The 9,238-nt window shown below is 68.1% G+C and carries 8 protein-coding genes; 4 read left to right on the top strand and 4 right to left on the bottom strand.

Features of this window, described 5'->3' with window-relative positions; genetic code table 11:
* On the bottom strand, positions 1-163 hold a 163-nt coding region (locus ACDELDRAFT_RS15450), incomplete at its 3' end, for a DUF937 domain-containing protein (protein WP_005798463.1).
* Between the two features lie 368 nt (positions 164-531).
* Here ACDELDRAFT_RS15450 and ACDELDRAFT_RS15455 point away from each other — a divergent pair.
* A complete protein-coding gene (locus ACDELDRAFT_RS15455; protein ID WP_005798464.1) occupies positions 532-1,491 on the top strand; it encodes a bile acid:sodium symporter family protein in 960 nt (319 codons plus the stop codon).
* Between the two features lie 121 nt (positions 1,492-1,612).
* Here the strand turns inward: ACDELDRAFT_RS15455 and ACDELDRAFT_RS15460 are convergent, their stop codons facing one another.
* From ACDELDRAFT_RS15460 to ACDELDRAFT_RS25775, 3 genes are read right to left on the bottom strand one after another with little or no spacing between them, the layout of a single operon-like run.
* A complete protein-coding gene (locus ACDELDRAFT_RS15460) occupies positions 1,613-2,356 on the bottom strand; it encodes a response regulator (protein ID WP_005798465.1) in 744 nt (247 codons plus the stop codon).
* Positions 2,353-2,733: an ATP-binding protein gene (locus ACDELDRAFT_RS25140; RefSeq protein ID WP_005798466.1), complete on the bottom strand. Its 381-nt coding sequence runs from the start codon at positions 2,731-2,733 to the stop codon at positions 2,353-2,355. Before ACDELDRAFT_RS25140 ends, ACDELDRAFT_RS15460 begins: the two co-directional genes overlap by 4 nt.
* The gene (locus ACDELDRAFT_RS25775) at positions 2,681-3,802 is read right to left on the bottom strand and encodes a HAMP domain-containing protein (RefSeq protein ID WP_005798467.1); all 1,122 of its coding nucleotides are present in this window, start codon (positions 3,800-3,802) and stop codon (positions 2,681-2,683) included. The genes ACDELDRAFT_RS25140 and ACDELDRAFT_RS25775 overlap by 53 nt, the downstream gene beginning before the upstream one ends.
* 26 nt (positions 3,803-3,828) lie before the next feature.
* On the opposite strand from ACDELDRAFT_RS25775, the gene ACDELDRAFT_RS15470 reads away from it, so the two are divergent.
* From ACDELDRAFT_RS15470 to ACDELDRAFT_RS15480, 3 genes are all read left to right on the top strand, one after another.
* The gene (locus ACDELDRAFT_RS15470) at positions 3,829-5,247 is read left to right on the top strand and encodes an efflux RND transporter periplasmic adaptor subunit (RefSeq protein WP_005798468.1); all 1,419 of its coding nucleotides are present in this window, start codon (positions 3,829-3,831) and stop codon (positions 5,245-5,247) included.
* Positions 5,248-5,260: 13 nt separating this feature from the next.
* Complete coding sequence (locus tag ACDELDRAFT_RS15475; protein ID WP_005798469.1) at positions 5,261-8,419, top strand: efflux RND transporter permease subunit; 3,159 nt, start codon at positions 5,261-5,263, stop codon at positions 8,417-8,419.
* 15 nt (positions 8,420-8,434) lie between these two features.
* Positions 8,435-9,238: TolC family protein (locus tag ACDELDRAFT_RS15480; RefSeq protein ID WP_005798470.1), on the top strand; the 804-nt coding region annotated here is incomplete at its 3' end.

The following is a 9,238-nucleotide window of genomic DNA, read 5'->3' on the forward strand; positions in this document are numbered from 1 at the left end:
CCGCCGCGTTACGCCCCAGGGCGCCCAGCAGCAGCGGCAGCGCCGCACCCACGGCCTCTTCGGTCTGCGCGGGTGTGGCGCCGAGTTGGCTGGCCATGTGCTGCAGCGGCGCGCCCTGCAGTTGGGCCATCAGTTCATCGGAAAGAGAGACAGAGGCATTCATGGGCGTCCTTTCAGGAAAAAAGCCGGGGCAGTGGCCCCGCTGGCATGGTAATCCCGCCGGAGCCCTTAATGCCATTCGATGGCCCTTGCGTACCAATGCGAAGGGCGTTTGCCGCAACAGCAACCAAGCTGCGGACACGGCTTTTACCTCTTCCTACAATTAGGGTTAACCCTTAAATTGACGGCTGCCTACCCGGTGGCTGCCAGGCATGCCGCTCACCGGGCGCCGCCATGTCATACCGCCGCGTACCGCGCGGCCCTTGCAGGCACCGCCCTGCCTTCCCCGTTTTTCTCACCGCACGCCGGTGCGCGGCGTGGTGCTCTGGCACCGCGTTGCCGCAGCGGGTGCCCGTTTCAAGGATATGCCCCATGCAGGCCATTGCCCGCCTCAGCCAGTTCGTTGGCAAAACGTTTGCCCTCTGGGTTCTTCTGTTCGCCGTGCTGGCGTTTTATGCGCCGACCCTGTTCAAGGGGATCGGCCCCTTCATCGTGCCCCTGCTGGGCATCATCATGTTTGGCATGGGCCTGACGCTCTCGAAGGACGATTTCAAGGAAGTCGCCCGGCGTCCGATGGACGTGGCCATCGGCGTGCTGGGCCAGTTCATCATCATGCCGGGCCTGGCCTGGGTGCTGTCGAAGGTGCTGGACCTGCCGCCCGAAGTGGCGGTGGGCGTGATCCTGGTGGGCTGCTGCCCCGGGGGCACGGCGTCGAACGTGATGACCTTCCTGGCACGCGGCGACGTGGCCCTGTCGGTGGCCATCACCTCGGTCACCACGCTGCTGGCCCCGGTGGTGACGCCCGCACTCATCTACCTGCTGGCCAGCCAGTGGCTGGAGGTGAGCGCCTCGGCCATGTTCTGGTCCATCGTGCAGGTGGTGGTGCTGCCGATCGCCTTTGGCGTGCTGGCGCAATCGCTGCTGCGCGAGAAGGTGAAGGCGGCCGTCTCGGTGCTGCCGCTGGTGTCGGTGGCCGCCATCGTGGCCATCGTGGCAGCGGTGGTGGCCGGCAACCAGGCCCGCATCGCCACCAGCGGCCTCATGATCTTTGCCGTGGTGGTGCTGCACAACGGCCTGGGCCTGCTGCTGGGCTACTGGCTGGGCAAGCTCACCGGCATGGCGGTGTCCAAGCGCAAGGCCTTGTCGATCGAGGTGGGCATGCAGAACTCGGGCCTCGGCGTGGCGCTGGCGACCGCGCACTTTTCGCCCCTGGCGGCCGTTCCTAGCGCCATTTTCAGCGTGTGGCACAACATCTCGGGCCCGCTCGTGGCCACGCTGTTCCAGCGGTTTCGCAACGAGGACGAAGCCACTGCTTCGAACAAACCGGTCTGATTCCGGCACGGGCGCAAGTCACTATTAATTCAATAGCTGCTGGCGCTTTATCCATAAGCGGAAGCAACAACTTTGATGCAAAGCGGGGCATCCGTGCAGGCATGCCCCACCGGCCAGGCCGCTAAAGCTCCAGCCGAAAGCCCACGCCGTAAACGGCCCGGATCGGCTCGCAGCCCGGCGCCACCTGCTCGAGCTTGCGGCGCAGGTTCTTGATGTGGGCATCCACGGCGCGGTCGGTGACGGCGCGGTGGTCGTCGTGCAGCTTGTTGAGCAGCACCTCGCGCGACAGCACTTGGCCCGGCACGGCCGCAAGCGACCGCAGCAGCCGGAATTCCACCGGCGTCAGATCCAGCGCCACGCCCCGGAAGGTGGCGCGGTAAGCCGCCGCGTCGATGTGCAGCGCGGCCGCCCCTTTTCCCTCAGGCGCCGTGCTGGCATCCGCGCGCCGGCTGCGCCGCAAGATCGCCTTGACGCGGGCCACGATCTCGCGGGGGCTGAAGGGGGTTTTGCAGATGTAGTCGTCGGCGCCAAGATCGAGCCCGGCAAGCCGGTCGGCCTCGTCGGCGCGGGCCGTGAGCATGATGATGGGCACATCGCTGAAACCACGCAATTCGCGGCACACCTCGAAGCCATCACGGCCAGGCAGCATGATGTCCAGCAAAACCAGATCCGGCTGCCTGCCCCGCACGAAGGCAGCGACTTCGCGGCCATCCGCCAGCCGGTCGGCCCGGTAGCCGGCAGCATGCAGGTAGTCGATGAGCAGCGCCGCCATCTTGGGCTCGTCTTCCACCACCAGGATGTGGGCGGGCGGTGGCAGGGCGCCGTTGACTCCACTGATGCCGGCACCGGAAACGGGCTCGCTCATGCGCCATCCTTCCGCTGCGCCGGGCTGGCGATCAGCCGCGGAAACCGCATGACCAGGCACAGCCCACCCAGCGCACTGGCTTGCGCGCTGATTTCGCCGTGGTGCGCCTCCACGATGCGGCGGCTGATGGCCAGGCCCAGGCCCGCCCCTCCACTGGCGCGGTTGCGCGAGGCTTCCACGCGGTAGAAGCGGTCGAAAAGGCGCGGCAGGTGTTCCAGCGAAACGCCGGGCGCCGAGTCGCAGAACTCCACCACGGCCGTTTCGCCCTCGCAGCGCGCATGCACGCGCAGCGTGCCGCCAGCGTCGGTGTAGCGCACGGCGTTTTCAAGCAGGTTGCCAAAAAGCTGCGCCAGCCGGCGCGCATCGGCCGCCACCACGAGGGCGCGGGCATCCAGCCGCAGTTCCAGCGCAATGCCGGCTTCGGCCAGGCGCGGGCGGAACGAGGCCACGCTGGCCTGCAGCACCTCGGCCAGGTCCAGGGGGCTCGGTGCGGTAGGTCATGGCGCCGGCGTCGGCCAGCGACAGGTCGTACAGATCGCTCACCAGCTTGTTGAGCGTGGCCACTTCCGACTGCAGCGATTGCAGCGATTGCCGGGTCAGGGGGCGCACGCCGTCCTCCAGCGCTTCCAGCTCGCCGTTGAGCACGCCCAGCGGGGTGCGCAGCTCGTGCGAGATGTCGGCCATGAAATCGCGGCGCATCTGCTCGTTGCGCTCGAGCGCCACCGCCAGGCGATTGAAGTCGCGCGCCAGTTGCCCCACCTCGTCGTTCGAGGCGATGTTCACGCGCGTGGCGTAGTCGCCGGCCGCCAGCCGGTGCGTGGCCTCGGCCACCTGCCGCACCGGGCGCAGCAGGGCGCGCGCGGTCCACAGGGCAATCAGCGCCGCCAGCAGCACCGACACCGCGCCCATGGTCCAGCTAGCGCGGAACTGGCTGCGCTCGAACCGCACATCGCCTGCGGCGCTCACCGTTTCGAACGGCGCGATGGCCACCCAGCCCACGGTGGTCCCATGCACCTTCAAAGGCCAGCGCGGCGACTGCGGGCGCACATCGGGATGGCCGACGACGAACCGCATGTCGGCATCGAGCAAGGTGGCGCGCAACAGCGCACCGGTGAGGTCGGAGGGTTGCCGCACGTCGGGGTTGGCAAGGCTGGGCTGCAACTCGTCGGTCCCCACCGCCGGGCGGAACAGCCGGAACCAGCCGGGCCGGTCATTGCGCACGAAGTCCCAGCTGGCGCCGTGGGCCAGGTAGGCCTGGACGATGCGTGGACGCGCGGCTTCCAGCCGTTCGCCGGCCAGCTCGTTGATGTAGCCCAGAAACCCGCGGCTGAAGCTCCACTGGGCCGCCAGCGCCATCGCCACGACCACGAAGACGGCCGTGGCCAGCACGGCCAGAAACAGCTTGGCAGTGATGCCGGGTTGGAAACGATGCAGCGTTGGAGGCACGTTGGGAGATCAGGGGTGGCGACGGCATGGGCCCGTGGCGCGCCCACCGCGCCGGGCTTCGCCGCGATGGCATTAAAGCACCGCAGGCGCTGCGTGCGCGCCATTCCCCCGAGCGCCAAAGTCTTCAATGTTCCTCCTACTTTTTGCGTCAGAATGTTTTACAACCAAGGCCTGCGCGCACCCATGACACTTCTGCCCCCCGACACCCCGCCCGCCACCACGCCGTTCCCCCGTTCCTCCCCCCTGCCGCCCCCCCGCCGCCCCGCCGCCTGGCCTCGGCCGCGCTGGTGGGGCTGGCGTTGCTGGTGGGGGCGTGCTCCGACAAGGCACCACCTGCCGCACCCAAGGGCCCGGCGGAAGTGGGCGTGGTCACCCTCAAGCCCGAGCGCCAGACCGTCACCACCGAATTGCCCGGCCGCACCAGCGCCTACCTGATTGCCGAGATTCGCCCCCAGGTCGGCGGCATCGTGCAGCAGCGCCTGTTCACCGAAGGGGCACAGGTCAAGGCCGGCCAGCCGCTGTACCAGATCGATGCCGCAGGCTACGAGGTGGCGCTGGCGAGCGCGCAGGCGTCGCTGGCCAAGGCGCAGGCCAGCGTGGGCACGGCCGAGGTCAATGCCAGGCGCAATGCCGAGCTGGTGAAGATCGACGCGGTGAGCCGGCAGGTGTACGACGACAGCCAGGCGGCCCTGGTGCAGGCCCGCTCCGATCTGGCCGTTGCCAGCGCAGCGGTCGACAACGCCCGCATCAACCTGGGCTACACCCGCATCAAGGCGCCCATTGCGGGCCGCACCGCCACCTCCACCGTCACCCCTGGCGCACTCGTCACCGCCAACCAGGCCACGGTGCTCACCACCATCTCGCAGCTCGATCCGCTGTACGTGGATGTCACCCAGTCCAGCACCGAGGTGCTGCGCCTCAAGAGTGACGTGGCGGGCGGGCGCATCCAGAAAGGCGGCCGGGGCGAAGCGCCCATCACCCTGCTGCTGGAAGACGGCACGCGCTACCCCCACCCCGGCAAGCTGCAGTTTGCGGGCGTGAGCGTGAACCCCGGCACCGGCGCCGTGACACTGCGCGCCGTGGTGCCCAACCCCGACGGCCTGCTCATGCCCGGCATGTATGTGCGCGCGGTGCTGGAGACCGGCATCAACGAACAGGCGCTGCTGGTGCCCCAGCAGGGCGTGAACCGCGACACGGCGGGCAATGCCAGCGTTCTGCTGGTCAACGCGGAAAGCAAGATCGAGCGGCGCAAGATCGCCGTCGACACGGCGGTGGGCAACCGCTGGCAGGTGAGCAGCGGGCTGGCGGCCGGCGACCGCGTGGTGGTGGACGGTTTCCAGCGCATCAAGCCCGGCGACGCCGTGAAGGCGACCGAGGTGGCGCCCAAGCCCATGGCGTCCACGGCCCCCGCATCGGCAGCATCGGCCGCCTCCGCCGCACGCTGAGGGGCGGTCCGCCATGGCACAGTTCTTCATCAACCGGCCCATCTTCGCGTGGGTCATCGCCATCATCATCATGCTGGCCGGTGCCATGTCCATCAAGACATTGCCGCTGGAGCAATACCCCAACATCGCGCCGCCCCGCGTGTCGATCAGCGCCGTGTACACCGGCGCATCCGCCAAGACAGTCGAAGAGTCGGTCACGCAGGTGATCGAGCAGCAGCTCAAGGGCCTCGACAACCTGATCTACATGGGCTCAACGAGCGACGCATCGGGCAGCTCGCGCACCACGCTCACCTTCAACGCCGGCACCAACATCGACGTGGCCCAGGTGCAGGTGCAGAACAAGCTGCAGCAGGCCATGTCGCGCCTGCCGCCGGCCGTGCAGAGCCGGGGTGTCACCGTCACCAAGGGCGGCAGCGACTACCTGATGATCATCACATTCACCTCGCCCGACCCCAGCGTGACGCAGGTGGACATTGGTGACTACATCTCCAGCAACCTGGTGGACGTGATCAGCCGCATCGACGGCGTGGGCGACGTTCTCACGCTGGGTACCGGCTACGCCATGCGCGTGTGGCTCGACCCGGCCAAGCTCGAGAAATACGCCCTCATGCCCTCGGACATCGGCAACGCCATCAACGCGCAGAACGCGCAGGTCTCGGCGGGCCAGTTGGGCGCCCTGCCCGCCGTGGGCGAGCAGCAGCTCAACGCCACCATCACGGCGCGCAGCAAGCTGCAGTCGAAGGAAGAGTTCGAGCAGATCGTCCTCAAGTCGGCGGCCGACGGCGCCGCTGTGCGCCTGAAGGACGTGGCGCGCATCGAACTGGGCGCGGAAAACCTCACCATCACGTCGCGCCTCAACGGCCAGCCCGGCGCCGGCATGGGCGTGGTGCTGGCCGACAGCGCCAACGCCATGGCCGTGGCCGATGCCGTCAACGCCAAGATCGCCGAGCTGCAGCCGTTCTTCCCCTACCAGCTCAAGCCTTTCACCAGCTACGACACCACGCCGTTCGTGAGCGCCTCGATCGAAGAAGTGGTCAAGGCCCTGCTCGAGGCCATGGTGCTGGTGGTGCTGGTGATGTACCTCTTCTTGCAGAACTTCCGCGCCACGCTGATCCCGGCGATTGCGGTGCCCGTGGTGTTGCTGGGCACTTTCGGCGTGCTGTCGGCGGCGGGGTTCTCGATCAACACGCTCACCATGTTCGGCCTGGTGCTGGCCATCGGCCTGCTGGTGGACGACGCCATCGTGGTGGTGGAAAACGTCGAGCGCGTGATGAGCGAGGAAGGCCTTCCCCCGAAGGAGGCCACGCGCAAGTCGATGGCCGAGATCACGCCGGCCCTGGTGGGCATCGCGCTCACGCTGTCGGCGGTGTTCATCCCGATGGCGTTCTTCGGCGGCTCCACGGGCGTGATCTACCGGCAGTTTTCCATCACCATCGTCTCGGCCATGGTGCTGTCGGTGCTGGTGGCCCTGACGCTCACGCCCGCTCTGTGCGCCACGCTGCTCAAGCCCATTGCCAAGGGCCAGCACAGCCCGTTTGGTGCGCCCCGCAAGGGCATTGCCGGCTGGATCGACCGCTTCTTCGTGGGCTTCAACCACCGCTTCGACCGCACGGCCGATGGCTACCAGCGCGGCGTGGGAGGCGTGGTGCGCCGGGGCAAACGCATGATGCTGGTCTACCTGCTGATCTGCGGCGGCATGGCGGTGCTGTTCCTGCGCCTGCCCACGTCGTTCCTGCCCAACGAGGACCAGGGTGCGGTGTCGGTGCAGATCACGCTGCCGCCGGGCTCGTCGAACGCGCGGCTGCAGGCCGTGATGGCGCAGGTGCAGAAATATTTTGCGGCCCAGCCCGACGTGATCAGCTTCAACTCGATCACCGGCTCCAGCGGCGACCAAAGCTCGGCGCGCGGCTTCGTGCGGCTGACCAACTGGAGCCAGCGCAAGCGCCCCGACCAGAGCGCGGATGCCATTGCCCGCAAGGCCACCAAGGACCTGGCCGCCATCCGTGACGCGCGCATCTTCGTGCTGCTGCCGCCCGCCGTGCGCGGGCTGGGGGCGAACGCAGGCTTCAATTTTCAGCTCAAGGACCTCAACGGCCTGGGCCACGATGCCCTGGTGGCCGCACGCGACAAGGTGCTCGACCTGGCCGCCGCGCGCCCCGAACTCACCAACATGCGCAGCACCAACCTTGACGACACCTCGCAGCTGGGCGTGGACATCGACGACAGCAAGGCCGGCGCCCTGGGCCTGGCCACGGTGGATGTGAACAACACCCTCTCGAGCGCATTGGGCGGCACCTACATCAACGACTTCCTCAACAAGGGGCGCGTGAAGCGGGTCTACATGCAGGGCGATGCGCCCTTCCGCATGCTGCCGCAGGACGTGGCGCCCTGGACGGTGCGCAACAACCAGGGGCAGATGGTGCCGTTCTCGGCGTTCTCGAGCACCCGCTGGACCTACGGTTCACCGCAGCTGCAACGCTACAACGGCAGCCCCAGCTACGAGTTCGTGGGCAATGCGGCCGCCGGGGTCAGCTCGGGCGCCGCCATGGCGGCGATCGACGACATCATGAAGGAGATGCCCGTGGGCATTGGCTATGAGTGGACGGGCGCCTCGTTCCAGGAACGGCTCTCGGGTTCGCAGGCACCGCTGCTGTATGCGGTGTCGATTCTGTTCGTGTTCCTGTGCCTGGCCGCGCTGTATGAAAGCTGGTCGGTGCCGTTCTCGGTGATCCTGGTGGTGCCGCTGGGCATCGTGGGCGCGCTGCTGGGCATCGGGTTTCGGGGGCTCTCGAACGACGTGTACTTCCAGGTGGGCCTGCTCACCACCGTGGGGCTGTCGTCCAAGAACGCCATCCTGATCGTCGAGTTCGCCACCCAATTGCAGGAGCGCGGACGCAACGTGCTGGACGCCACGCTGGAAGCAGTGCGCCTGCGGCTGCGACCCATCTTGATGACCTCGCTGGCCTTTGGCTTCGGCGTGCTGCCCCTGGCGCTGGGCAGCGGCGCGGGGGCCGGCGGCCGCCAGGCCATCGGCACGGCGGTGCTGGGTGGCATGGTGTCGGCCACCGTGCTGGGCATCTTTTTCGTACCGGTGTTCTTTGTGCTGATCCGAGGCTACTTTGCCGACCGCGCGGCAAAGCGCCCCGCGAGCGAAACCGGGAGCATTGCATGAGCCGCCCCCCCTTCCATGACCGAACCCGGTGCGCTGCTGCATGCGGCATTCGAAGGCCGCGACACGCCGGTGATCCGATGCCATGCCTTGAGGCACGCGCACCGCGCAGTGCTCGCCACCGCGCTGGGGGTGGCGCTGGCCGGCTGCACCCACCTGGCACCCGACTATGCCCGTCCGGCGCTGGCCGTGCCCGCCACGCTGCCGGGCAGCGAAAGCCCCACGGCAGGCAACGCGCTGCCCGATGCCGGACCCATGGATTGGCAGGATTTTCTGCAAGAGCCCCGGCTGCGCGAGCTGGTGGCGCTTGCGCTGCAGAACAACCGCGACCTGCGCGTGGCGGTGCTGGCCATCGAAAAGGCCCGCGCCCAATACGGGGTGGAGCAGTCCAACCTGTATCCGGCCGTCGGTGCCACCGGCGCCGGCACACGCACCCGCACCGCGCAAGACCTGACCGCCAGCGGCCGCTCGCCCACCAGCAGCCAGTACAGCGCACAGCTTGGATTCAGCAGCTACGAGATCGACCTGTTCGGCCGCGTGAAGAATCTCAACGAGGCCGCGCTGCAGGAGTTTCTGCGCACCACCGAAAGCCGCCGCAGCGTGCAGCTGAGCCTGGTGGCCGAGGTGGCCAACGCCTGGCTCACGCTGGATGCGGATGGCCGGCGCCTGCAGCTGGCGCAAGACACCCTGCGCAGCCGCCAGAAATCGTACGAACTGACGCAGCGCAGCCATGCTCTAGGGGCCGCGTCGGGCCTGACGCTGGCGCAAACCCAGACCACGGTGGACGCTGCCCGCGCCGACGTGGCCGCCTTCACCAGCCAG

This window comes from Acidovorax delafieldii 2AN (assembly GCF_000175235.1).
In the GTDB taxonomy this organism is placed as follows: domain Bacteria; phylum Pseudomonadota; class Gammaproteobacteria; order Burkholderiales; family Burkholderiaceae_C; genus Acidovorax; species Acidovorax delafieldii_B.

Coding starts and splice junctions, on each gene's coding strand:
- ACDELDRAFT_RS15455 (WP_005798464.1), top strand. CDS start 532: ATGCAGGCCATTGCCCGCCTCAGCCAGTTCGTTGGCAAAACGTTTGCC.
- ACDELDRAFT_RS15460 (WP_005798465.1), bottom strand. CDS start 2,356: ATGAGCGAGCCCGTTTCCGGTGCCGGCATCAGTGGAGTCAACGGCGCC.
- ACDELDRAFT_RS15470 (WP_005798468.1), top strand. CDS start 3,829: ATGGGCCCGTGGCGCGCCCACCGCGCCGGGCTTCGCCGCGATGGCATT.
- ACDELDRAFT_RS15475 (WP_005798469.1), top strand. CDS start 5,261: ATGGCACAGTTCTTCATCAACCGGCCCATCTTCGCGTGGGTCATCGCC.